The organism is Pseudomonas sp. F-14 TE3623 (assembly GCF_053629015.1).
On sequence record NZ_JBRJHM010000001.1, the window covers coordinates 5,261,355 to 5,284,278 of the forward strand.

16 protein-coding genes are annotated in these 22,924 nt (G+C 58.1%); 8 read left to right on the top strand and 8 right to left on the bottom strand.

Features of this window, described 5'->3' with window-relative positions; genetic code table 11:
• Positions 1-2: 2 nt before the first annotated feature.
• From AB7M29_RS24610 to AB7M29_RS24620, 3 genes are all read right to left on the bottom strand, one after another.
• Positions 3-908: a harpin HrpZ family protein gene (locus AB7M29_RS24610; protein ID WP_217857190.1), complete on the bottom strand. Its 906-nt coding sequence runs from the start codon at positions 906-908 to the stop codon at positions 3-5.
• Positions 909-975: 67 nt separating this feature from the next.
• Positions 976-1,173, bottom strand: a complete 198-nt coding sequence (locus AB7M29_RS24615) for an ATP-dependent helicase HrpA (RefSeq protein WP_217857191.1) — start codon at positions 1,171-1,173, stop codon at positions 976-978.
• A gap of 156 nt (positions 1,174-1,329) precedes the next feature.
• On the bottom strand, positions 1,330-2,253 hold the full coding sequence (locus AB7M29_RS24620; protein WP_217857192.1) for a sigma-54-dependent transcriptional regulator: 924 nt from the start codon (positions 2,251-2,253) through the stop codon (positions 1,330-1,332).
• Between the two features lie 1,261 nt (positions 2,254-3,514).
• On the opposite strand from AB7M29_RS24620, the gene AB7M29_RS24625 reads away from it, so the two are divergent.
• A complete protein-coding gene (locus AB7M29_RS24625) occupies positions 3,515-4,579 on the top strand; it encodes a hypothetical protein (RefSeq protein WP_454248197.1) in 1,065 nt (354 codons plus the stop codon).
• A 10-nt stretch (positions 4,580-4,589) separates the two neighbouring features.
• On the opposite strand, the gene AB7M29_RS24630 is transcribed toward AB7M29_RS24625, so the two are convergent.
• The 3 genes from AB7M29_RS24630 to AB7M29_RS24640 all read right to left on the bottom strand — a co-directional run bounded on the left by AB7M29_RS24630 (position 4,590) and on the right by AB7M29_RS24640 (position 10,704).
• Positions 4,590-8,264, bottom strand: a complete 3,675-nt coding sequence (locus tag AB7M29_RS24630; RefSeq protein ID WP_454248198.1) for a translocation/assembly module TamB domain-containing protein — start codon at positions 8,262-8,264, stop codon at positions 4,590-4,592.
• Positions 8,261-9,988 carry an autotransporter assembly complex protein TamA gene (locus AB7M29_RS24635; RefSeq protein WP_454248199.1) on the bottom strand — a complete coding sequence of 576 codons (1,728 nt, stop codon included), beginning with the start codon at positions 9,986-9,988 and terminating at the stop codon, positions 8,261-8,263. Before AB7M29_RS24635 ends, AB7M29_RS24630 begins: the two co-directional genes overlap by 4 nt.
• A 65-nt stretch (positions 9,989-10,053) precedes the next feature.
• The gene (locus tag AB7M29_RS24640; RefSeq protein ID WP_123496620.1) at positions 10,054-10,704 is read right to left on the bottom strand and encodes a GNAT family N-acetyltransferase; all 651 of its coding nucleotides are present in this window, start codon (positions 10,702-10,704) and stop codon (positions 10,054-10,056) included.
• 431 nt (positions 10,705-11,135) lie between these two features.
• On the opposite strand from AB7M29_RS24640, the gene xthA reads away from it, so the two are divergent.
• Complete coding sequence (xthA, locus tag AB7M29_RS24645) at positions 11,136-11,948, top strand: exodeoxyribonuclease III (protein WP_123358309.1); 813 nt, start codon at positions 11,136-11,138, stop codon at positions 11,946-11,948.
• A 190-nt stretch (positions 11,949-12,138) separates the two neighbouring features.
• Positions 12,139-13,479 carry a substrate-binding domain-containing protein gene (locus tag AB7M29_RS24650; RefSeq protein WP_454248200.1) on the top strand — a complete coding sequence of 447 codons (1,341 nt, stop codon included), beginning with the start codon at positions 12,139-12,141 and terminating at the stop codon, positions 13,477-13,479.
• 132 nt (positions 13,480-13,611) lie between these two features.
• Here AB7M29_RS24650 and AB7M29_RS24655 read toward each other — a convergent pair whose 3' ends face one another.
• Positions 13,612-14,841, bottom strand: a complete 1,230-nt coding sequence (locus AB7M29_RS24655; protein ID WP_030130892.1) for an acyl-CoA dehydrogenase — start codon at positions 14,839-14,841, stop codon at positions 13,612-13,614.
• Between the two features lie 168 nt (positions 14,842-15,009).
• Here AB7M29_RS24655 and AB7M29_RS24660 point away from each other — a divergent pair, with 168 nt between their 5' ends.
• From AB7M29_RS24660 to AB7M29_RS24670, 3 genes are all read left to right on the top strand, one after another.
• A complete protein-coding gene (locus AB7M29_RS24660) occupies positions 15,010-15,939 on the top strand; it encodes a LysR family transcriptional regulator (RefSeq protein WP_123720450.1) in 930 nt (309 codons plus the stop codon).
• Positions 15,940-16,135: 196 nt separating this feature from the next.
• Positions 16,136-16,537 (top strand): MerR family transcriptional regulator, encoded by a 402-nt coding sequence (locus tag AB7M29_RS24665; protein ID WP_008068244.1) that lies wholly within the window; start codon positions 16,136-16,138, stop codon positions 16,535-16,537.
• Between the two features lie 160 nt (positions 16,538-16,697).
• Positions 16,698-17,597, top strand: a complete 900-nt coding sequence (locus AB7M29_RS24670) for a hydroxymethylglutaryl-CoA lyase (RefSeq protein ID WP_201060941.1) — start codon at positions 16,698-16,700, stop codon at positions 17,595-17,597.
• Between the two features lie 675 nt (positions 17,598-18,272).
• Here AB7M29_RS24670 and AB7M29_RS24675 read toward each other — a convergent pair.
• Positions 18,273-19,970 carry an AMP-binding protein gene (locus AB7M29_RS24675; RefSeq protein WP_454248201.1) on the bottom strand — a complete coding sequence of 566 codons (1,698 nt, stop codon included), beginning with the start codon at positions 19,968-19,970 and terminating at the stop codon, positions 18,273-18,275.
• Between the two features lie 168 nt (positions 19,971-20,138).
• Between AB7M29_RS24675 and AB7M29_RS24680 the strand changes: the two genes are divergently transcribed.
• Both AB7M29_RS24680 and AB7M29_RS24685 read left to right on the top strand, forming a co-directional pair.
• The gene (locus AB7M29_RS24680) at positions 20,139-21,302 is read left to right on the top strand and encodes an isovaleryl-CoA dehydrogenase (RefSeq protein WP_223489832.1); all 1,164 of its coding nucleotides are present in this window, start codon (positions 20,139-20,141) and stop codon (positions 21,300-21,302) included.
• A 12-nt stretch (positions 21,303-21,314) separates the two neighbouring features.
• Positions 21,315-22,922, top strand: coding sequence for a carboxyl transferase domain-containing protein (locus AB7M29_RS24685; RefSeq protein ID WP_454248202.1), 1,608 nt, complete (start codon positions 21,315-21,317; stop codon positions 22,920-22,922).
• The last annotated feature ends 2 nt before the right edge of the window (positions 22,923-22,924 follow it).

Genomic DNA, 22,924 nt, shown 5'->3' on the forward strand with positions numbered 1-22,924 from the left:
TATTAGCGGGTTGTGTTCTGCTGAGTCAGCACCGACAGCAAATTACCAGCCGCAACACTGGCATCGGTTTTCAGCGTGTTGCCAGCACCACCATTCTGAAAGTTCTGTTCGGCGTCGGGGAATAATCCACTCATCGAATTACCGTGGGCGCTGTCTTTGACTTCTGACTTCATCATGTCGATCGCCTTCTGGAACTGCTCGCCTTCGGGCTTGGACATAAAGTTGTCGCCTTCCGACAGTTCACCCATCCAGTCCTTGGAATCACCATCGGGTTTGCCGAACTCTTCCGGGTGCATATCCATAAAGCGCGACACTTCTTTGAGCTGATCTTTATCGTCAGGGTTAAACTCCTTTTCCCCGCGCATTTGACGACTCGGGTCACTTGGCGTCTTGAGCATGTTGTCGAGCTTGTCTTCACCCAGGCTGCCCAGCAGCGAAGACAGCATATCCTTGAGCTCCCCGGGCGAATCGGAGTTAGTGGCGCCGGATGATTGTCCCCCGAAGGAGTTGTTGCCCAAGCCCTGTTTCGAGTCGGCGCCACCACCCAACATATCGCTGATAAACCCTTCCAGACCTTTGGTGAAAGACTCCGTCTCGTGATTGTTGAGGTAGCCATCCTCCTTCACTTCATCCTTCCAGCCCCCGACGTTGCCAGTGGCATCGTGAGGCTTGCCGAACGTGTCCGGCTTCTTGTCCATATAATCGGCGACCATGCCCAGCAATGGGCTATCTTGATTGCGAATATTGGCGCCGTCACCGTTCTTTTCGAACAAGGTGTCTTGGAGCAACGATGCGATCTTCCCTGCTGCAGGGTTACTCGTTTCACTCTTGAAGACAGGACCTGTAGAAAGACTGAAGTTGCTCTGGGATAACCCGGCCTGAGAGGCGCCAATTGAAGAAGGCTGCATAGTTCTACTCCTTGAAACTGCGTAAGTCATGGCTCCCCCGACACCCGTCGAGAGAGCACACAACAACTTAGTAGGTGATAGCCTTTGCGGTTTGCACGGCAGCGTTCTGCGCTTTAACTGCAGAATCCTGTTGGCCCGTTGAAATTGCACTATCGGTATCAGCCGTCATTTTGGCCGCCGATGCTGCAGCCTGCTTCGTTGTGTTTGCTGCTGAAGCTGCGTCCATGACGCCCGAAGCTGCGGTCGATGCTGCAAGACTCGCCATTTTTATTACTCCTGATAGTCGAAGGGGGGTTCGAACACCTTGGATCAATGATGTTCGATCAATGAGTGGCCCCTTCGACAAACCAGTTCCAACGTCATTTGAAAGATACGAAAGTTAAATACGTTCACAGCCACTCGCAGGCGATTGAGTAGCGACCTAAGCCCCAGCAGAATTGATGTTCAGGCTTTTCATTCGGTGATAGAGGGTGCGTCGGGGTATGCCCAGCTCACGGATCACCGCGTCGATGCATTTCGGATGTCGGGAAAGGGAGTCCTGAATCAATGCTTTTTCGAACAGTTGCAGATAGATCTTGAGCGGCGCCATCGGTTTCATTGCACAGCAGCCTTCCCCCTGCAAAGGTGGCATGCCCAGAACGAAACGCTCGGCCGCGCATTTGAGTTCCCGAATATTTCCCGGCCAGCGATGACTAAGTAGCAGCTTGAGCAGATCCGGTCCCTTCAGCGGGGTCGGCTGGCTATGTTTGCAGGTGGCTTCATGAACGAAGCGCTCGAACAATATCGGTATATGGTCCAGACACGAACGCAGGGTCGGCATCTGAATCTTGATGACATTGAGACGAAAGAACAAATCCCGACGGAATCGCCCTTCTTCGACCAGCTTTTCCAATGGGGTTTGCGTGGCCACGATCACCCGCAGATCCAGGGATACGAAGCGGGTCGAGCCCAGACGTTCGATCCCGCGCATTTCAAGGACCCTGAGCAGCTTGGCCTGCAACAACAACGGCATACTGTCGACTTCGTCCAGATACAGCGTGCCCTGATCCGATGCCTCGATATAACCCGCTCTGGACTTTGATGCGCCGGTGTAGGCCCCCGCCATGACACCGAACAATTCACTTTCTGCCAACTGCTCCGGCACTGCTGCGCAGTTCAGCGCAATCAGGGGGCCTTCACGACGAGACAACTGATGAATGCGTCGCGCCAGCGTATCCTTGCCCGTCCCGGTTTCGCCCTCCAGAACCATATCGACCTTGAGCGGGGCGGCCTTTCTTATGAAGGACTGCAGCGTGCCAAAGATATCGAGAATCTCATGATCCATCTGTAAACATTCAATATTCATAGAGTCCCCAACCCAATAATCTCTTCAATTGAAGCTTGGGAATACCTGAAACTGTTCCACTCTTGGTTCCCGTACCGTACCAAGCAAAACGGCATCCTCCAATGGTTAACTCATACACTCCGACTCCTTATTCGCCCGCTATCAACGTATTACTCCGGGAAGGGAAGTCAGCCGCAAAATGAATTAGATTCATCTTGAATACCATGAATGATGGGTATGTGCCACATCGGCTTTCGATTCAGCCCCCTCTGTTGCCAAAATACTACTGTCTTTAGTGGCCACATTCGGTTTACCGAACACTATTCCAGCAAGCTATAGCTATCACTCAAGGCAACTTGGTTTTATGAAAGGGATAATCAATAATGTCATGATTTGCATTGTCATTGTTTTGTCACCGCCCCACATTAAAATTACCTGACTGAGCATTGTTAGTGGGCAATGTAAAAGAAATCAATCTCACTTTCGATGCCTACTCTCTGAATCAAGAACACTGACAGATCAATTAGCTGGGCAATACGCCATCATCGAACAGGTGACGCATTCAGTATAAGCCGCGCAACTACGTCGACTGTCTTTATAGACCTCCAACATGTCTGGCAGGCCAGCAATCCTTGCCAAACGCAAGGCCAGGCATAGCAACCTAGGTCGCCGCGAGCATGAGTTGCTTTCATTTTGGCCAGAAACACCTCAGTTCTGATAGAGGACACTGGCTCAACAGACTTGATGCTCATGAAAAGCGCTCACACTGATACTCGGCTGGGCTCGTCAGTTGCACGAAGACTCCTAGCCATGCCTTGCGCACGGAAATTCGCGATGGCGAATACCTCTTGCAAGTGCTCCGACAAAGAACTGATTGAGATGCCAGAAGCGCCTGAGCAGCTTTCCTCCATGGTTCGCCGGGAACCGAGCCGTGCAACCGTGCCACTCAGAGAAAAGGCATCAGACCTGACCGTCTTGGGTAGACGTCACAATGTTGCCATGTCATTTCTCGTGACAAGGAAAAGCGCCGTGCCTTATAGAACGATCATCCCGACACTCGCTGCCAGCACCTCGAATGTACAACTGTCGACGGTCGTTCGACCGAGCCTGGAGCAACGGTCCCAACGGCCGACCCAACACGCCTCGATCGGCCTCACCAATTTAGGCATGCGTCAGCACCAGAGTATCGGCCAACAGCGCCAGGATACCCGGGCGCCCCCCCAGCAAAGAGCAATTCACCCATCCTCCACCCGCCACACGGCCCGCACTTTCAGCGACCAGAATGCCAAAGGTCCAACAAGCGCCAGCACCAGGGATTCGTCCACCTTCGAGCTCCACGGTAACAACGCACAGATCACCACAGGAGTCCTCAACAGCCCCCCCCCTGAAAATCCCCGGCAAAGCGCAGCTCGCGCAACTGACCGGCATCCATGCAGAAAAGAATGGCAGGAGCCGAATCTCTGATGAGTTTGTGTGGTCCGGGCATATGGGGGCACTTGAAGAAGCTTCTAGAAAAGGTAATTTTGCCGTCAGCTTCAGGTCAGCAGGAAAAGCGACACTGGATGCTTTAGCGAGAGGCGCCGCGGCTAAAGGGCATGACATCCTCGAAAAAACCATCAAGAAGAGTTCTATCGAAAACGCCTACGGCGCTGAAAAAGCACCCAGTGTGCTAGCGGCAGTAAAGTCGGCCGGAATTGAAGGGTATGTCGGTCACTGGAACAGTACGGGGTTGGTCGGTATTTATCTAAGCGGCAAAAATGAACATGACAAGCCCATCTACCCGATTGATATCAAGGATCTTGAAAGCAGTCTGGCTTCCTTGAAGAGCAAGGTGAACTGGCCAACTATTCCCTTTACCGGGGATTATGACATGCACGACCTTATTACATTTCGTGGCGCGGGGCCGCCACGCACCGTATTGGCGGACTCAAAAGAGGAGAAAGACATCATTGACCTGATGAACAGGCAGGTCGCTGAAGTTGACCCGAACAGACCCTTTGAAGTTAAACAGCGAAATACGATCAGGCATGGCCCTCAAGTCAACTTCTTTTCCCATATGGTGGCTTCTGAATCTGAAGTGGTGGCTAAATCCGGTGGTGTTCTGGGGCTGTCGCACGGCCGGGGGAGTTTCCAGTGGCGATGCTCGATAGGGGGCAGTGGACGGTTCTCGAAAATATCAAACAGTTGGATTCATACTATTCAAATGTCGGGGCACGAATTAAGGAAAGCTGGAAGCCCGGAGGTGTTCGACACTTTAAGGACGAGAAGATCGTCAACCTGGAGCGGATGCCTTATTGCAGCCGATGATTCTGCCGGGCTGGTCACCTTGAAGTCTCACATCCTTTGATCTTGAAGGGCTAGAAATCCCGCTTGTAGAAGATGTCCAGCGAACTGGCCACGCCGCTGGCGGCTTCGAGGTAGACCTTTTTGCTCAGTTTGTAGCGCAAGGCGATGGTGTTGGCCGGTTCGAAAACCCCGACGCCATAACGCAGGCTGAGTTTTTCCGAAATGTTGCCGCTGGCTACCACGGCGGTGTTGGCGCCGCTGCCTTGAGTATCGAGCTGGAAGTCCTGAATACCCAGATCCTTGGCCAACCCGCTAGTCACCCCCGAACTACCCATCAAACCCAACCCGAGAGCGGCCTGGGCGAGCATGTTGTTGTCTTCACCAGTGGTGCTTAGCGGACGCCCCAGCACCAGATAGGATAACGCCTGCTCCTGACTCATCGCCGGTTCGGAAAAGATCTGCGTGGTCGGCTGCTCGGCGCTGCCACTCAGGCGAATGCCGGCGATGACGTCGTCTGTCTGGCGAATCGCTTCGATGTCCAGGTATGGCTGATCGATCGGACCTGCAAACAGCAATCGCGCCCGGCGCACCGTCAGTCGCTGACCGTAGGCGCGATAACGCCCGTCGTTGAGCCACAGCTCGCCACGAGTGTCCATGTTGTCGCCGATGTGCACCTGGCCTTGCAGGTTGGCGGTCAAGCCGAATCCGGCAAAGCTGAGTTTGTCCTGTCCGACCACTACATCGATGTCCATCGCCATGGCCATCGGCGGTTTACCTTCTTCGGTTTGCTGACCGACGATCACCGTGTCATCGGAGACCTTGACCGTGGACGGCGGCAGCTCGCGCACGGTGATTTCACCCTTGGGCACCAGCACTTTGCCGACGATTGCCAGTCTGTCGTCCTTCATGGAGATCTTCAGGTCCGGCGCGACTTCCAGCGCGGCGTAGGGTTCGACGGTGACCGGCAACTGCGAGCCCTTGAGCGCCAGATCCACGACCAGCGCCTGGCCCCAGGCGATGTTGCCATTGAGGCTGCCCTGCCCGGCCTTGCCGCTTTTCCAGCCGCCGTTCAGTTGCACGGTTTCCCCGGCAATCACGGCTTGAAGTTGCAAGGCTTCGAGCGCCATCGGCAGTTCAGGCCCGGAGATTTCACCGTCGCGCAGCTCGAGGTTGCCATTGACCAGCGGCGCCAGCAGTCCGCCGGACAATGTGCCGCTGCCGCTCAAATGCCCGGTGAGTTTCTCGACCATCGGCACAAACGGCCGCGCCACCGACAAGTCCAGACCACTGAGGCGGAATGAACCGGTCAGCGGTTTGTTCTTCGGCAGCGGGTTGATCTGCGCCTGAACCATCAGTTCACCGAGCTTGCCGCCGACAAAATTGAGGTCGGTGTCGATGCGTTTTGGCGTGAGTTTGCTGGTGAGTTTCAGGGTCTGGTATGGGAAGTCCAGCCATTGCTCCTTCTCACGCATACGCAACGTGCCGCCACTGGCGTCGATGCTGATCTGGCCGTTCGGACCGCTGGCCGGCAAGTCCAGTTGCAGGTCGGCGTTGAGCTTGCCCTTCCAGGCAAAATCCTTCGGCAACCATTGCGCGAGGCTGTCGATGGGGAACTGCTTGAGGTGATAACGCAGCTTCGGCTCGGGCATCAAGCGCTGGTCTTCGCCGCACAGACTGGCCGGGCCGGACATCCAGCAATGGGCGCCGAAGTTGATTTTACCGTCCGCCAGTCGCTCAAGCTTCGCCGGATTTTGCAGCTTCCAGTCCTGACCGCCAGCCTGGATATCGCCACTGGCCAGACGCCCGCGCCAATTGCCCTTATCCAGCGTGCCGTCGAGACCGAGCGCCAGTTTCAGCTTCGGTCCTTGCAGGTCGAGGGCGAGTTTCTGGTTTTTGATGTCGCCCTGACCACTGGCGGTCAACGTGCCCAGTGACGTATCGCCGGTCTGAATGCCGCTGCCTTTGAGGTCGATCTTCGCCCGCTGAGCGTTGTCGAGGGTGGCGTCCAGATTGAGGCTTTGCAGACGATTGTCTTCGAAGGCCAGTTGCGTGCCTTGCAGGCCGAGTTTGCCTTGTGGCGCTTTGAGCGTGCCGGCGACATCGACCCGACCATTGAGCTGACCACGCAGTTGCGGCCAGAGCTGGGCCAGACGCGGCATCTTGATGTCGATCCGGCCGGCGAGTTTCTGTTGCAGGCTGCCTTGGCCGTTGATGCTGTTGTCACCGAGGCGAATCTGCAATGTGCTGAGGTTCCATTGCTCGCCACCGCCATCGGCCTTGGCTTGCAATACGGCCGGTTGCCCGCGCAGCTTGCCTTTCAGGTCCAGGTCGGCGGTCAGGCTGAGTTTTTCATTCTTCATCTCACCCTTGCTGCGTAACGGGCCGGCCAAGGTGCCTGGCAACTCCGCGAGCCAGTACGCCGGGTTGATTGCCGAGAGGTCCAGCGCCGTATCCCAGGCGATACCGTCGGCAAACTGCAGGTTCAAATGCCCTTCGGCCTTGCCCTGTCCGGCTTCGAGTTTGAATTGCGGCAGGTGGATTTTGGTCAGATCGCCGCTGAACGGGCTGTTCAGACTGAACGCCCCGGCCGGGCCATCCAGTACGGCTTTGAAGTTACCGATGTAGTTGCCGTCGGTGTAGGAGACCTCACCGTTGAAACTGCGCAGCGCCACTTGCGGCTCGTCGATCAGCGGATAGAGACGGTGCCACGGGAAATCCAGCCAGTCGATTTTCGCTTCAGCACTCAGGCCTTTGCTCCAGTCCACAAGCCCTGTGAGCTTGAGGCTTTGTTTGTCGTTGGCCGTCAGATCAAGGCCGGCGATTTGCGCGCCCTTGGCGTCGACCTTGCCTTGCAGCACCAGCGCAACCGGGCCAAGCTCGGCGGGCAACGTGGCTTTGCCGAGCAACTGGTAACCGTTTTTCAGGTCGCCGTCGCCGGTGAGTTCCAGTTGATTGAGTTGCAAGGTATCCGGTAGATCGGCGCTGGGTTTGAAGCCGTCGGCGGTGATGCGCACTTTGGCAGGCAGGTTTTCCGCCAGTGGTTGCAGCTCGCCAGTGAGTTGGCCGTTCAAGTAGCCGCTGCTGTCGGCTTTCAAGTTCAGGGTTTTCAGCAAATCACCGTCGACCTTCAGGGCCAGTGCCCATGGTTCGGTACCCGGCGACGGCAAGGTCAGTTTGCCTTCAGCGGTCAGCGGCCAGTTACCGCTCGGTCGCAACAGGCCGGACAGGTTCAGGCTCAGTTCATCACGCTGCAAATGCACCGAGTCGATCTGCAACCCCTTCTCGGTCCAGTGCGCCGCCAGTTGCAGCCCCTTGAGTTCTTCACTGCCGTTGAACAGCAGGCGGCCGATTTTGACGTCGCCCAATTCGATGGCCAGCGGCAATTTCAAATCCGGCAGACTGATCGGGCCGCTGCTTTCCTCTTCCACGCTCGGCGGGAATTGCAGGCTGACCTGCTCGGCCTGCAATTGCTCGATGCACAACGTCATGCGCATCAGGCACAGCGGCGACCAGGCGAAAATCGCTTTGTTCAGCTCAACCCGGCTGCTGTTCTGCTGCCACACCAGATGATCGGTGCTCCACTGCCCACCCAAACGGCCCTGGAAATTCTCCACGGCCAAACCCGGCACAAACCCCAGCGCCCAGCGACTGCCCGTCGGAGTGCCCAGCACGGTGATCAGTGTCAGCACGATCAGCATCAGCAGCGCCGGAATCGCCAGCAGCGTTATTTTCAAACCACGCTTCACAGCTCAGGCCCCATGGAAAAGTGCAGTCGAATGCCGCCGTCGTCGTCCATCGCGTGGGCCAGGTCGAGGCGAATCGGCCCCACCGGCGAAACCCAGCGTACGCCGATACCGACACCGGTCTTGAGGTTCGGTAATTCGAGTGTGTTGAAGGAGTTACCCTGGTCGATGAAGGTTGCGACCCGCCATTTTTCGGCGACAGAGTATTGATACTCGACGCTGCCGGCCACCATGTAGCGGCCACCGATACGGTCGCCATCGGAGTTTTCCGGGGACAGGCTCTGGTAATCGTAACCGCGCACGCTCTGATCGCCACCGGCGAAGAAGCGCAAGGACGGCGGCACGGATTTGTAGCCGTTGGTGGCGCTGCCGCCGACCTGCACCCGACCGAGCAAGCGGTGTTTGTCGAAGACCGTGGTCAGGCCTTTGACCAGCGCCGTGCCGTAGAGCAAGTTGGTGTCCGAACCCAATCCTTCCTTGGCGACTTTGGTTTCGAATTGCAGGCGATAACCGTTGTGCGGATCGATGCGGTTATCGCTTTTCAGGTACGAATAACTCACGCCGGGCATCAGTAAGGTGCTGAGCCCCGAATCGTCACCGAGTTTGTATTCCTCGCGTTGCCACTTGAGCGACACCACCCGCTGCCAGCCGCTGGGCAACTTGCTGTGCCACTCGGGGCCGAGGGTCAGCAGTTTGCTGAGGGTATCGGTGCCAGCGATTTCTTCATATTGATAACCACCGGCAAAGCGCAGTTTGTCGGTCAATGGTGGGTCCAGCGGAACGTCATAAAACAGCCCGACGTTCTGCCGTGGCGCTGAAATCTCGGCCTCCCAGCCATAGCTGTGCCCCTGAGGATTAACCCAATGGCGGGTCCAGTTGGCTTTGACCCGTGGACCGACGTCGGTGGAGAAACCCAGGCCGAGCCCCATGGTCCGTGGCTTGCGGGTATCCAGTTTGACCGCCACCGGGATCACGTCGTCCTTGGACGCGGTCGGCGCTGCGTCCACGCGCACGCCCTCGAAATAGCCGCTCGATTGCAGCGCCTGATTGAGTTCGGCGATCAGTTCGGAATCATAGGGCGTACCGGCCTTGAACGGCACCATGCGTTGCAGCAGGTCTTCGTCGAACGGCGTATCGCCTTCAAAACTGACCTTGCCCAGCGCATAGCGCGGGCCGCTGTCGTAGATCAATTCGATGTCGGCGACGCCGGCACGCGGGTCTACCAACAGTTTCTGGCGGGTGAAGCGCCCACTGAAAAAGCCGTAGCGCGAGGCCTGGTTCTGGATCAGCCGCTTGGCGTCTTCGTAGCGGCCATGGTTCAGCACCGCACCGGGTTTCAGCAGGTCGTTTTTCGGTACACGAAAGGATTTGAACGAGGCCGCCGGGCCGTCGATGCGCACCGTGACGTTGCGCAAATGGATGGGCTCGCCGGGGTCGATGTTCAGCACCAGGCGCGGTGTCTTGCCGCCCTTCACGTCGCTGTCGATTTGCGGCTGGTAATAACCCAAAGCCTGGGCGGCCTTGCGCGCCTGTTCTTCGGCGCCGCGACTGAAGCGCAGCAAGGCTTCTTCATCGCGATCGCCGAGGCTACCGATATAGCCTTCTATATTGGCCTTCAGTTCATCGTTGGACGGTTTGATCCGCACATCCAATTCACTTTGCGCCAGCGCCGCGCAGCTGGAAATCAGCATCAGCACGCCACTGGTAAATCTTCGTGGAAACTTCATAGGCGCGGATGCTATCACGAGCTTGGGAGCGTGATAGAGCCTGACGTGCGCTGAAAGTTCTACCGTTATGCCGTTGCCGTTTGTAACACCTGCGGATTTGCGTGGAAAAACACGTGTTCAAGAATCGGTCCTACCGCCACTTCGCCGATTTCCTCATAGCCCTGACGCTTATAGAACTCCAGATAGCGAGGATTCCCGGTGTCGAGGATCACGCCTTGGGAGTGTTCATCGACCGCGCACCAATTGTGCACCGCTTGCAGCAATTGTTCGCCAAAGTGCTTGCCCTGGAATTGCGGATGAACCCCCAGCAATGGCAAAACGTGTACCGAATCGGACGGCACGCACGCCATTACGGCGGCGTGGTAATCGAGGTAGCGTCGGGTGCAGCGAAACCCGGTGCTGAGCACCATCCGCAAGCGCCAGGCCCAGCTTTCGGTGATGCCCAAGCGGCGTTGCGGCGGTGCGATCAGGGCGATGCCGATCAAGCGGTCGTTTACCAGCAGGCCGATGGCCGGCAAATCCTGCAAAAAGTGCTGTTTGACCAGTTCGCGCACCGTTGCCCTTACCCGTTGTTCATAACCAGGGCGCTCGGCTTCGAACAGGTAGCCGAACGTCGGCTCGTGCCGGTACGCCTGGTACAACAGGGAGCGTGCTTCGCGGGAATAGCCGCTGTCGAGCATGTGAATATCGGCAATGGCGGTCGAGGTTTCGGGCATAACGGTAGATCTCCCCTGGGCGCGGCTCAGAAGGCCGCGTTCTTATTGGTACGAGCCTTTGGGTGGCTTCACAGTTCCCCACACAGGTATAGACCAAGCCGGGATCTTCATCGACTGGGCTGACGCCTTCGCGGGCAAGCCACGCTCCCACAGTATCCGTGGCGCTCATAGATTTTGTGTACGCCACGGACACTGTGGGAGCGGGCTTGCCCGCGAAGAGGCCCGATCTGCCAACACATCTCTCCCACAGTTTCAGTGGCGTTCACAGATTTTGTGTACGCCACGGACACTGTGGGAGCGTGGCTTGCCCGCGAAGAGGCCCGATCTGCCAACACATCATCTCTGACAGAACACAACGAATCGCCTCACCCCAAGACTGGCCCCATTCCTACATGTCAGCTAGCATCGCACTTTTGCCAGGACTGCCGACCATGAAGATCGTCTCCTTCAACATCAACGGGCTGCGCGCTCGCCCGCATCAGCTGGCGGCGCTGATTGAGAAACATCAACCAGACGTGATCGGATTGCAGGAAACCAAGGTCCACGACGATCAGTTTCCCCTGGCCGAGGTTCAGGCACTGGGTTATCACGTGCATTTCCATGGGCAAAAAGGCCACTACGGCGTGGCCCTGCTCTCGCGCCAGGAACCGATTGCCTTGTACAAAGGCTTCACCACTGACGAAGAAGACGCTCAGCGGCGCTTCATCTGGGGCACTTTCGCCGACGCCAATGGCGTGCCGGTGACCATCATGAACGGCTATTTCCCACAGGGTGAAAGCCGCGATCACCCCACCAAATTCCCGGCCAAGGAACGTTTCTACAGCGATTTGCAGCAGTTGCTGGAAAGCCAGTTCAGCAACGACCAGCCGATTGTGGTGATGGGCGATGTGAACATTTCCCCGGAAGACTGCGACATCGGCATCGGCCCGGACAACATGAAACGTTGGCTGAAAACCGGCAAATGCAGCTTCCTGCCCGAAGAACGCGAATGGATGGCCCGCTTGAAAAATTGGGGCCTGGTGGACAGTTTCCGTCACCTGAACCCGGACGTTGCCGACCGTTTCAGCTGGTTCGACTACCGCAGCCGTGGTTTTGAGGATGAGCCCAAGCGCGGGCTGCGAATTGACTTGATCATGGCATCCCATGGGTTGTTGCCGCGAGTGAAGGATGCCGGCGTGGATTACGATCTGCGCGGGATGGAAAAACCTTCCGACCACGCGCCGATCTGGCTTGAGTTGAGCTGATCCTACAAAATCTACACAAGGCTAATGTGGGAGCGGGCTTGCTCGCGAAGGCGCTGGGTCAGTCGACATCAATGTTGAATGATCGACCGTCTTCGCGAGCAAGCCCGCTCCCACACTTGGTAACTGTCATCGTTCAGAAACCTTACTGACTTATTCTCCCGGCACTTTCCCAGGCTTATAAGGTGCCGGCATGACGCTGCGCGTGTTGTTTCTGTCGATGCTCGCCGCCCTGCTGCCGTTAACGGTATCGGCCGGCGACTTACCGACGCCCGAACGTGGCCCGGTGCTGCGCATCCAGGGCTCCAACACCATTGGCGCGGCATTGGGCCCGGCGCTGGTCGAGGGGTTGATGCGTGAACAGGGCCTGCTCAAGGTTCATCGCGAAGCCCCGGACAAAGCCAACGAACAACGCATCGTCGGCGAAACCGTTCAGGGACGCCGAGTCGAGGTGGAGGTCGCGGCCCACGGCTCCAGCACAGGATTCAAAGCCCTGAAAAACGCTTCTGCCGATCTCGCGGCCTCCTCGCGCCCGATCAAGGACAGCGAACGGCTGGATCTCCAACGGCTGGGCGACCTGAAAAGCCCGATTGCCGAGCAAGTCATCGCCATTGATGGGCTGGCAATCATCCTTCATCCGCTCAATCCGCTGAAACAACTCAACACCGTACAACTGGCGCGGATCTTCAGCGGCGAAGCGAAAACCTGGGAAGAACTCGGCGGCACCGGTGGGATGATTCATCTCTATGCGCGGGATGATCAATCGGGCACCTATGACACGTTCAAGGAATTGGTCCTCAGCCCGCGTGGGAAAACCCTGAGCGGCAATGCAAAACGCTTCGAATCCAGCGAGCAATTGTCCGACGCGGTCAGTCTGGACCCGCAAGCCATCGGCTTCATCGGCTTGCCTTATGTGCGCCAGGCCAAAGCCGTGGCCATCGTCGATGGCGACTCCCAAGCCATGCTGCCGCTCAATAGCCTGATCGCGACGGAAGATTACCCGCTGTCCCGTCGGCTGTTCTTTTACCTACCGCCGACCGGGAAAAATCCCTGGGCCAAGGCCTTAGTGAAGTTTGCCCAAAGCAGCAAAGGCCAGGCGATCGTCGCAGCCAATGGGTTTATCGCGCAGACGGTTCAGGCCATGGTCGTCACGCCGAATGCGCTGATGCCCGAGGGCTATCAGGCACTCAGCCGTCATGCCCAGCGGCTGACGGTGAATTTTCGTTTCAAAGAAGGCAGCGCGACGCTGGACAACAAGGCCCGACAGGACCTGTCGCGGGTGCTCGACTATATAGAGCAGCACGACAAAACCAATCGGCAGGTGACGCTGGTGGGGTTTGGCGACGCCAAGAGCGACCCCGCTCGGGCTGACCTGCTGTCGAAACTCCGGGCCATGGCGGTGCGGCGAGAACTGGTGAAAAGCGGCGTGGTGTTTCGCGAGATTCGTGGTTTCGGCGCCGAGATGCCGGTGGCGACCAACAGCGGGGATGAAGGGCGGATCAAGAATCGGCGGGTTGAGGTTTGGGTGTATTGAACCATTCACCCTCGCGGTGAAAGGTCTGACGCATTCGCGAGCAAGCCCGCTCCCACAGGTGACCGAGTTCTCTCAAGGGAGTGCGGTCTAATGTGGGAGCGGGCTTGCTCGCGAATGGCAGGCGCCGCGGATTTACTGACCGCTACGCATCATCTCTTTAGGCACATACTTGCCGATCTCGAACTTGCCGATCGCCGCGCGGTGCACTTCGTCCGGGCCGTCGGCCAGGCGCAGGGTGCGTTGCATCGCATACATGTAAGCCAGCGGGAAATCGTTGGAAACCCCTGCCCCGCCATGGATCTGGATCGCCCGATCGATCACCCGCAATGCGACGTTCGGCGCGACGACTTTGATCTGCGCGATCTCGCTCTTCGCCACCTTGTTGCCGACGGTGTCCATCATGTACGCCGCTTTCAACGTCAGCAGGCGCGCCATGTCGATCTCCATCCGTGAGTCGGCGATTTTGTCGATGTTACCGCCCAGACGCGCCAGGGGTTTGCCAAACGCGGTGCGGTTGACCGCACGTTTGCACATCAGCTCCAACGCACGCTCGGCCATGCCGATCGAACGCATGCAGTGGTGAATCCGGCCTGGGCCGAGGCGACCCTGAGCAATTTCGAAGCCGCGTCCTTCACCCAACAGGACGTTTTCGTACGGCACCCGGACGTTTTCGAACAGCACTTCGGCGTGGCCATGAGGCGCGTCGTCATAACCGAACACCGGCAGCGGACGCACAATCTTCACGCCCGGGGTATCCACCGGCACCAGAATCATCGAGTGCTGCGCATGGCGCGGTGCATCCGGGTTGCTCAGGCCCATGAAGATCAAAATCTTGCAGCGTGGATCGCAGGCCCCTGAGGTCCACCATTTCTTGCCGTTGATCACCCATTCGTCGCCATCACGCACAGCGCGGGCGGCCATGTTGGTGGCATCGGACGAGGCCACGTCCGGCTCAGTCATGGCGAATGCCGAGCGGATCTCGCCGCGCAACAGCGGTTCGAGCCAGCGCTGCTTCTGTTCTTCATTGGCGTAACGCACCAGCACTTCCATGTTGCCGGTGTCCGGCGCGGAGCAGTTGAACGGCTCAGGGCCCAGCAGCGAACGGCCCATGATTTCCGCCAATGGCGCATATTCGAGGTTGGTCAGGCCCGCGCCGAGTTCGGATTCAGGCAGAAACAAATTCCACAGGCCTTCAGCTTTGGCCTTGAGTTTGAGTTCCTCCATGATCGCTGTCGGCTGCCAGCGATCGCCCTCGGCGACCTGGCGTTCGAACACCGCTTCAGCGGGATAAACGTAGGTGTCCATGAACGCGGTTACGCGCTCACGCAGTTCTTGCACTTTGGGCGAATAAGCGAAATCCATGGGCAGCTACCTTCTTACTTAAGGGAGGTTGTTCAGGGCATGCAATCGATGCTAGAACAGCGTTGATAATTTACCTAGCCTATTCTCGGCGTGTATTAACATTCATCACCGATATATGATCGACGGATAGAGCCACCTTCCTAAAACAAGAAGCAGAGAGCGCGCGCAATGAATCTGAGCAAGGTCGACCTCAACCTTTTTATCGTCTTCGACGCGATCTACACCGAAGCCAACCTGACTCGCGCCGGGCAGATTGTCGGCATTACTCAACCGGCAGTCTCCAACGCTCTGGCCCGCCTGCGCGAGACCTTCAACGATCCGCTTTTCGTGCGCACTGCCCAAGGCATGGTGCCGACGCCGATGGCGCAGAACATCATCGGCCCTGTGCGCAACGCCCTCTCCTTGCTGCGGGTGTCGGTGCAGGAAAGCCGCATCTTCAACCCGTTGCAGGCGGTCAAGACCTACCGCATTAGCATGACCGACCTCACTGAAGCGGTGATCCTGCCGCCGCTGTTCCAGCGCCTGCGACGCCTGGCGCCGACGGTGATCATCGAAAGCTTCTTGTCCAAACGTCGCGAGACCACCAAGGAATTGGCCGCCGGTCGTCTCGATTTCGCGGTGGATGCGCCGCTCAACACTGACCCGCAGGTGCGCCACGTCAAGTTGATGGAGGACCGTTACGTGTGCGCCATGCGCAAGGGGCATCCGTTGGCGGGCAAAGAAAAATTCACCCTCGACGATTATCTGTCCCTGACCCACATCCATATTTCCAGCCGCCGCAGCGGTCTGGGTTATGTCGACCTGGCCCTGGGCAAAATGGGCATCCAGCGCAAGATCGCCCTGCGCTCCCAGCACTACCTGATGGCGTCCCAGGTGTTGCAGCAGACCGACATGGTCATGACCGTGCCGGAACGCTTCGCCCGTCGCCATGACTTGTACTCGGTGAACCTGCCGGTCAAAGAAGTTCCGCCGGTGGAAACCCACCTCTACTGGCACGAAAGTACTGACCAGGACCCGGCCAACCGCTGGATGCGCGAGCAGATGATCGAGTTGTGTCAGCAGGTTACGGCGCATGAGAAGAAGTTCGATAAGGTGTAGGACTTTGGACCGCGTCATCGTTCTTCGCGAGCAAGCCCGCTCCCACATTTGATCGCATTCCCCTGAGAGAACGCGGTCACCTGTGGGAGCGGGCTTGCTCGCGAAGAGGCCGGTGATACCAATGAAGATCCATGCCCCTTGACGTAAACGTCAACCTGCCATTAGCTTAGCGCCATGACCTTTTTCGAGCGCTTCCATGAGCAGCCAGACCTATAGCATTTCCGACCTCGCCCGCGAGCTCGACATCACCACCCGGGCCATTCGCTTCTATGAAGAGCAAGGCCTGCTCAGCCCCGAGCGTCGTGGCCAGGAACGCATCTATTCGCCCCGTGACAAGGTCAGCCTGAAGCTGATCCTGCGGGGCAAACGCATTGGTTTTTCCCTGGCCGAATGCCGCGAGCTGATCGAGCTTTATGACCCCTCCAGCGGTAACACCAAGCAACTGCACAGCATGCTGGCGAAAATCGCCGAGCGTCGGGAACAACTCGAACAGCAACTGCTGGACATCGAACAGATGAAACTGGAACTCGACACGGCCGAGGAGCGCTGCACTCAGGCCTTGGAGCAAACGATCAAGAGCCAGCAAGCGGTCCAATAATCGTACGCCGATTCAGTGTGGGAGCGGCGGTGCGGCGATCCGACTTGCTCGCGAAAGCGGTCTGTCATCCAACATTGATGTCGGCTGGCCCGACGCCTTCGCGAGCAAGCCCGCTCCCACAGTAGATCGTCGCTCGCCCACAACTACAGGTGAATACTCCATGTCCCTACCCACCCACGTACGCCTGGTCGAAGTCGGCCCTCGCGACGGTCTGCAAAACGAAGCCCAGCCCATCAGCGTTGCGGACAAGGTTCAACTGGTCGACGCGCTGACAGCCGCAGGTCTGGGTTATATAGAAGTCGGCAGTTTCGTCTCGCCCAAATGGGTGCCGCAAATGGCCGGTTCCGCCGAGGTCTTCGCGCAGATCCAGCGCAAGCCGGGCGTAACCTACGGCGCCCTCGCCCCCAACCTGCGGGGCTTTGAAGACGCCATCGCCGCCGGGGTCAAGGAAGTCGCCGTGTTCGCCGCAGCGTCCGAAGCGTTTTCCCAGCGCAACATCAACTGCTCGATCAGCGAGAGCCTGGAGCGCTTCGTGCCGATCATGGACGCCGCCAAACAACACGGCGTCAGCGTGCGCGGTTACGTGTCCTGCGTGCTGGGCTGCCCTTACGAAGGTGACATCGCACCGGAACAAGTCGCCCGGGTTGCTCGCGAGCTCTATGCGATGGGCTGCTACGAGGTTTCGCTGGGAGACACCATCGGCACCGGCACCGCTGGCGCGACCCGCAAGATGTTCGAAGTGGTTTCGGCTGACGTACCACGTGAAAAACTGGCCGGACACTTTCACGATACCTATGGCCAAGCCATGGCCAACATCTACGCCAGCCTGCTGGAAGGCATCGCGGTGTTCGACAGCTCCATCGCCGGCCTCGGCGGCTGCCCATACGCCAAAGGCGCCAGCGGTAATGTCGCGACCGAAGACGTGGTTTACCTGCTCAACGGCCTGGGTATCGAGACCGGCATCGACCTGGACGCCTTGATTCGGGCCGGCCAACAGATTTGCGCGGTGCTGGGACGTCCTACCGGTTCGCGCGTGGCCAAAGCCCGCAGTGCGCAGTGACAGTGTGGATGTGTCCAGGTGTTACCGCGTGTGCTGAAACGTGGGCGGAAACGAGTAACACGGAAACAAATTGTCAGGTTTGGATCGGCTGAAAAATCTTGGTAAAAACCCAAATCATTGAATTTAAAGGGTTTTTAAAAGTTGGCACGGCTTCTGCTATCTCTATGGCATAACAAGAATAAAAACTGCAAACCAATAAAAATAAGACGTAACGACTCTGACATAACAAGAACAACACGGCAGAGACGCAGCTAACAGATTTTTTTGGAGAGGATGTGCTTTTCAGGGTGCTTTTCGAAGTAACCCGCAACCGGGCAGAGAACAATAAAACTACCTTCAGGTAGCTCCCGAACTGGTTGGATCGCTTAGCGAAAAAGTAGATCAGCGCTCAAAAAAATACGTTTGCTCTTGATCCCGGATGGGGATCGACAAAAACAGCGGTAAAGGGCCACGGTTACCAAAAACAACAACAGACCGCCCCTCAATAATAAAAAAAGAGCACGTACGACAAAATTAAAGGGGAGCTTCGGCTCCCCTTTGTGCTTTCTTGCCTTCCGGTTTTTCTCGATCCAAATGTAGGAACGGGCTTGCTCGCGAATGCGGTGTGTCAGTCAATACTGATGGTGACTGATCGACCGCATTCGCGAGCAAGCCCACTCCCACACTGGTTATGTGTCAGTCTTTGTTGATGCGCAGCTCCTCGATGCTGATCTCACGCATCCGAAACTTCTGGATCTTGCCGGTCACCGTCATCGGAAACTCCTCGACGAACTTGAAGTAACGCGGTGTCTTGAAGTGCGCAATGCGCTCCTTGCACCAGGCTTGCAGCTCCTGCTCGGTGGCGCTGTGGCCGGGGTGGAATTTGATCCAGGCAACGATCTCTTCGCCGTAGCGGGAGCAAGGAATGCCGATCACCTGCACGTCGGCTACCGCCGGATGGGTGAAGAAGAACTCTTCCAGTTCTCTTGGGTAAACATTCTCACCGCCGCGGATGATCATGTCTTTGTTACGCCCGGCGATGCACACGTAGCCTTCGTCGTTCATGCTCGCCAGATCACCGGTGTGCATCCAGCCCGCCTCATCGATAGCCTCGGCGGTGCCTTGCGGGTTATTCCAGTAGCCGAGCATCACGCTGTAGCCCCGAGTACACAGCTCACCGATGGTGCCACGCGGTACCAGGTTGCCCGCCTCGTCGATGATTTTACTTTCCAGTTGCGGCTGGGTTCGGCCAACGGTGGTGACGCGCAATTCCAGTTCGTCTGACGGACCGGTCTGCAAAGACACAGGGCTGGTTTCCGTCATGCCGTAGGCAATCTGCACTTCGCTCATATGCATTTCATTGATAACCCGGCGCATTACCTCGATCGGACAGGTCGCCCCGGCCATGATCCCGGTGCGCAGGCTCGACAAATCAAACTCGGCGCGCTTGGGCTGATCGAGCATGGCGATGAACATGGTCGGCACGCCGTAAAGCGCGGTGGCTTTTTCTTCGGCGACGGTGCTCAGCGTTAGCAATGGATCGAAGGCGTCGTTGGGGTAAATCATGGTGCTGGCGTGGGTGACGCAGCCAAGATTGCCCATGACCATGCCGAAGCAGTGATACAGCGGCACCGGAATCACCAGCCGATCATTGGCCGTCAGCCCGAGGCTTTCGCCGACCATGTAACCGTTGTTGAGAATGTTGTAGTGGCTGAGGGTCGCGCCCTTGGGGAATCCGGTGGTGCCGGAGGTGTACTGGATGTTGACCGCTTGATCGAAATGCAGGCTGTCCTGGCGTTCGCGCAATTGTTCGACCGACACGCTGGCCGCCAGATCGGCCAGCTGCGACCACGGCAGGAAACCCGATGGCGGCTGCGCATCCAGGCTGATCACCCCACGCAGTTCCGGCAGGCGTTCGCTCTGCAACTGGCCGATGGATTGCTCCGCCAGTTCCGGTACCAGCCCTTGCAACATGCCGTGATAGTCGGAGGTCTTGAAGGCACCGGCACAGACCAGCCATTGGCAACCGGACTGCTTCAACACGTATTCGAGTTCGGAACTGCGGTAAGCCGGATTGATGTTGACCAGGATCACGCCGATTTTCGCGCTGGCGAACTGACTGATGCACCATTGAGCACAATTCGGCGCCCAGATGCCGAGCCGGTCACCAATCTGCAACCCCAACGCCAAAAATGCTCTGGCATGCACATCGACGGCCTCTGACAGCTGCTGCCAGGTGTAGCGCAGCTGCTGATGGCGCACGACCAGCGCCTCCCCGTTCGGGTATTGCGCGACCGTGTTATCGAATGCCTGACCGATGGTCATCGCCAGCAAGGCTTTATCCTGGGAACCACGGGTATAGCTGCGCTGCGGGCTTGCACTGGGTTGATCCATGACGACCCCTATTGTCTTTATTAGTGGGTTTGACCGGCTCTACTCTCGCTCAAGTTGACGTTAACGTAAAGGGTGATTGACAGCCATTCGTCACAGGCTTACGTTAACGTAAAGGTGAGAGCCGAATCACTGCCCTCCCCACCCTACAAAAAAGCCAAAAGGTGCCCCATGAGCTACCCATCCCTGAACTTTGCCCTCGGTGAAACCATCGACATGCTGCGCGATCAGGTTCAGTCCTTCGTCGCCAAAGAGATCGCCCCGCGCGCCGCTCAGATCGACATCGACAACCTGTTCCCCGCCGACCTGTGGCGCAAATTCGGCGACATGGGCCTGCTGGGTATCACCGTGCCGGAAGAGTACGGCGGCGCGGGCCTGGGCTATCTGGCGCACGTCGTCGCCATGGAAGAAATCAGCCGTGGTTCGGCCTCGGTCGCCCTGTCTTACGGCGCCCACTCCAACCTCTGCGTCAACCAGATCAATCGCAACGGTACACACGAACAGAAAAGCAAATACCTGCCAAAACTGATTAGCGGCGAGCACATCGGTGCCCTGGCCATGAGCGAACCGAATGCCGGCTCCGACGTGGTGTCGATGAAACTGCGCGCCGACAAACGTGGCGACCACTACGTGCTCAACGGCAGCAAAACCTGGATCACCAACGGCCCCGACGCCAACACTTATGTGATCTATGCCAAGACCGACCTGGAAAAAGGTCCGCACGGCATCACCGCGTTCATCGTCGAGCGCGACTGGAAAGGCTTCAGCCGCAGCAACAAATTCGACAAGCTCGGCATGCGCGGTTCGAACACCTGCGAGCTGTTTTTTGATGACGTCGAAGTGCCGGAAGAAAACATCCTCGGCGTGCTCAACGGCGGCGTGAAAGTGCTGATGAGCGGGCTCGACTACGAGCGCGTGGTGCTTTCCGGCGGCCCGACCGGGATCATGCAGGCCTGCATGGACCTGATCGTGCCGTACATCCACGACCGCAAACAGTTCGGCCAGAGCATCGGCGAATTCCAGCTGATCCAGGGCAAAGTCGCCGACATGTACACCCAACTCAATGCCAGCCGCGCCTACCTCTATGCAGTGGCCCAGGCGTGCGAGCGCGGCGAAACTGCCCGCAAGGACGCCGCCGGAGTCATCCTCTACAGCGCCGAATGCGCGACCCGAATGGCCCTCGACGCGATCCAGATTCTCGGCGGTAACGGCTACATCAACGAATTCCCGGCAGGTCGTCTGCTGCGTGACGCCAAGTTGTACGAAATCGGCGCCGGCACCAGTGAGATCCGCCGCATGTTGATCGGTCGCGAACTGTTCAACGAAACCCGCTAAACGGAGCTGCACATGGCTATCCTGCATACCCAGCTCAATCCCCGTTCGGCGGAGTTCGCGGCCAACAGCGCGGCGATGCTCAAACAAGTCGACGCCCTGCACACCCTGCTGGCGCAAGTGCAGCAAGGTGGCGGCCCGAAGGCTCAAGAACGCCACACCTCGCGAGGCAAACTGCTGCCGCGTGAACGGATCAATCGCCTGCTTGATCCCGGCTCGCCATTTCTCGAGATCAGCCAATTGGCGGCCTATGCGGTCTACGGCGAAGACGTTCCCGCCGCTGGGGTGATTGCCGGTATCGGCCGGGTAGAAGGCGTCGAATGCATGATCGTCGCCAACGATGCCACCGTGAAAGGTGGCTCGTATTACCCGCTGACCGTGAAAAAACACCTGCGCGCGCAAACCATCGCCCAACAGAATCGCCTGCCCTGCATCTATCTGGTGGACTCCGGCGGTGCCAACTTGCCGCGTCAGGATGAAGTGTTCCCCGACCGCGAACACTTCGGGCGGATCTTCTTCAATCAGGCCAACATGAGCGCCATGGGCATTCCGCAGATTGCGGTGGTCATGGGCTCCTGCACCGCCGGTGGCGCCTACGTGCCGGCCATGGCTGACGAAGCGATCATGGTTCGTCAGCAGGCAACGATTTTCCTCGCCGGCCCACCACTGGTGAAAGCCGCGACGGGTGAAGTGGTCAGCGCCGAAGACCTCGGCGGGGCCGATGTGCACTGCAAGATTTCCGGGGTCGCCGACCATTACGCCGAGAGCGATGAACACGCCCTCGCCTTGGCCCGGCGCAGCGTCGCCAACCTCAATTGGCGCAAGCTCGGTGAACTGCAACAACACACGCCGATCGCGCCGCTGTACAGCAGTGATGAGTTGTACGGCGTGGTGTCGGCAGATGCCAAGCAACCATTCGACGTGCGCGAAGTGATCGCGCGCCTGGTGGACGGCTCGGTGTTCGATGAATTCAAGGCATTGTTCGGCACGACATTGGTGTGCGGCTTTGCCCACCTGCACGGTTACCCGATCGCGATCCTCGCCAACAACGGCATCCTCTTCGCCGAAGCCGCGCAGAAAGGCGCGCACTTTATCGAACTGGCCTGCCAGCGCGGCATTCCATTGCTATTTCTGCAAAACATTACCGGCTTCATGGTCGGCCAGAAATACGAAGCCGGCGGCATTGCCAAACACGGTGCGAAACTGGTGACCGCCGTGGCCTGTGCCAAGGTGCCGAAATTCACCGTGATCATCGGCGGCAGCTTCGGCGCCGGTAACTACGGCATGTGCGGTCGGGCCTACGATCCACGCTTCCTGTGGATGTGGCCGAACGCACGGATTGGCGTGATGGGAGCCGAACAGGCGGCGGGCGTGCTGGTGCAGGTCAAGCGTGAGCAGGCCGAGCGCAGTGGTCATGGTTTCAGCGCCGAGCAGGAAGCCGAGATCAAGCAACCGATTCTCGATCAATACGAGGAACAGGGGCACCCCTATTATTCCAGCGCTCGACTGTGGGACGACGGTGTCATCGACCCGGCGCAGACCCGCGACGTGTTGGCCCTGGCCTTGTCGGCGTCGCTGAATGCGCCTATCGAACTGAGCCGCTTCGGCGTGTTCCGGATGTGATC

What these genes read in the sequence shown, in the direction of transcription:
- AB7M29_RS24610 (WP_217857190.1), bottom strand. Translation starts at nt 908, where the DNA reads ATGCAGCCTTCTTCAATTGGCGCCTCTCAGGCCGGGTTATCCCAGAGC.
- AB7M29_RS24615 (WP_217857191.1), bottom strand. Translation starts at nt 1,173, where the DNA reads ATGGCGAGTCTTGCAGCATCGACCGCAGCTTCGGGCGTCATGGACGCA.
- AB7M29_RS24620 (WP_217857192.1), bottom strand. Translation starts at nt 2,253, where the DNA reads ATGAATATTGAATGTTTACAGATGGATCATGAGATTCTCGATATCTTT.
- AB7M29_RS24625 (WP_454248197.1), top strand. Translation starts at nt 3,515, where the DNA reads ATGCCAAAGGTCCAACAAGCGCCAGCACCAGGGATTCGTCCACCTTCG.
- AB7M29_RS24635 (WP_454248199.1), bottom strand. Translation starts at nt 9,988, where the DNA reads ATGAAGTTTCCACGAAGATTTACCAGTGGCGTGCTGATGCTGATTTCC.
- AB7M29_RS24640 (WP_123496620.1), bottom strand. Translation starts at nt 10,704, where the DNA reads ATGCCCGAAACCTCGACCGCCATTGCCGATATTCACATGCTCGACAGC.
- xthA (WP_123358309.1), top strand. Translation starts at nt 11,136, where the DNA reads ATGAAGATCGTCTCCTTCAACATCAACGGGCTGCGCGCTCGCCCGCAT.
- AB7M29_RS24650 (WP_454248200.1), top strand. Translation starts at nt 12,139, where the DNA reads ATGACGCTGCGCGTGTTGTTTCTGTCGATGCTCGCCGCCCTGCTGCCG.
- AB7M29_RS24655 (WP_030130892.1), bottom strand. Translation starts at nt 14,841, where the DNA reads ATGGATTTCGCTTATTCGCCCAAAGTGCAAGAACTGCGTGAGCGCGTA.
- AB7M29_RS24660 (WP_123720450.1), top strand. Translation starts at nt 15,010, where the DNA reads ATGAATCTGAGCAAGGTCGACCTCAACCTTTTTATCGTCTTCGACGCG.
- AB7M29_RS24665 (WP_008068244.1), top strand. Translation starts at nt 16,136, where the DNA reads ATGAGCAGCCAGACCTATAGCATTTCCGACCTCGCCCGCGAGCTCGAC.
- AB7M29_RS24670 (WP_201060941.1), top strand. Translation starts at nt 16,698, where the DNA reads ATGTCCCTACCCACCCACGTACGCCTGGTCGAAGTCGGCCCTCGCGAC.
- AB7M29_RS24675 (WP_454248201.1), bottom strand. Translation starts at nt 19,970, where the DNA reads ATGGATCAACCCAGTGCAAGCCCGCAGCGCAGCTATACCCGTGGTTCC.
- AB7M29_RS24680 (WP_223489832.1), top strand. Translation starts at nt 20,139, where the DNA reads ATGAGCTACCCATCCCTGAACTTTGCCCTCGGTGAAACCATCGACATG.
- AB7M29_RS24685 (WP_454248202.1), top strand. Translation starts at nt 21,315, where the DNA reads ATGGCTATCCTGCATACCCAGCTCAATCCCCGTTCGGCGGAGTTCGCG.